Source organism: Rhizobium aouanii (genome assembly GCF_037002925.1).
GTDB classification, from domain to species: Bacteria; Pseudomonadota; Alphaproteobacteria; order Rhizobiales; family Rhizobiaceae; genus Rhizobium; species Rhizobium aouanii.
The window spans coordinates 1-1,211 of sequence record NZ_JBAMYD010000051.1; the positions used below are offsets into that span (position 1 = coordinate 1).

The 1,211-nt window shown below is 62.5% G+C and carries 1 protein-coding gene; it reads right to left on the minus strand.

Annotated elements, in window-relative coordinates; translation table 11 throughout:
- Positions 1 to 25 precede the first annotated feature (25 nt).
- A complete protein-coding gene (locus V8P77_RS34660; protein WP_335916757.1) occupies positions 26 to 1,171 on the minus strand; it encodes an IS4 family transposase in 1,146 nt (381 codons plus the stop codon).
- Between the last annotated feature and the right edge of the window lie 40 nt (positions 1,172 to 1,211).

Genomic DNA, 1,211 nt, shown 5'->3' on the forward strand with positions numbered 1-1,211 from the left:
CCACTGCTGTCCGGTTTAAATTTTGTCACCATTGGAGGCTCATCTGGCCGGGATTACCGGGGGGACTGTGGCTTGGTTTTAGCAGGCGGTCGATCCTTTTGCGGTGCATGAGGTTAGCCCGCACCAAGCGGGCGAAGGCCAGCGGGCTTGTGACGATGGTCTGGTCGGCCTTTGCCATCTGCAGCAGCAGATAGGCGATCAGGGCGACGGCGATCTGGATGCGGACGGCATTTTCGCTGTTGCCGAGGAAATGTCGGATCTTCAGCGTCTGCTTGACCCAACGGAAAAACAGCTCGATAGCCCAGCGGCGCTTGTAAAGAGCGGCGATCTCCTCGGCCGGGGCGGTGAGATCGTTGGAGAAGATGCGCAGCACCTTGCCGGTCTCGATCCGCACACCGATCTCACGCACCGGCCGGTTCATCGGGTTGCGGCGGCTCTTGGCCTGGCGCTGCGGCAACAGTCCGATGCGGTCGAACAGGATGCCGGCATCCTCATTTGCCGCCTGCTCGGCGCTCACTGCCAGTTTCGTGTGGGATTTGAGGCGGGTGACGATGCGGCAGCCGGCGGCGTCCAGCTTCGCCCACCAGCCGAAGTCGTAATAGCCGAGATCGAAGACATAGGTGGCGCCCGCCTCGACCGGCATCTCTTTGGCGGCGGTAATGTCATTGACATTGGCCGGGGTGACGGCCGCATAGATCGGCCTTTCGGCGTTGGCATCGTAGACGACGTGCATCTTGGCGCCGCAGGTCTGATCGGAAAAGCGGGCCCAGTGCGAGCCCGCCCCGGAAAGAGGCAGACTGCTGCCGTCGATCAGATAGACCGCCTCGCCGACGGCCCGCTTGAGCCCGCGTCCGGCGCGGGCCACCATCTGCGCGAACAACTCGGCAAAAACAGTGCTCGGACGCAGGCTGTTGGCATCGGCCAACGTCGAGCGCAATACCGGGCGAGCGCCGAGATGGTAAAGGCGCGCGCTGTGGCTTTGCAGGGAGCCGACGATCTCACGCAGGCTGACGGCACCGGCAAGCTGGCCATAAAGCAGCGCGATCAACTGGCTCTTCGTCGACAGCCGCCGAACGTGCTTATCGGCCTGATGCTCCTCCACAAGTGTTTGGAAGACCGCCCACGGAATCCGCTTCAACAGATCATGAAAGACGCTATTGTCGTGCCGCACGGTGTTGCTCCTCTTTCGTGTCCGGGAACGTCGCCAAACG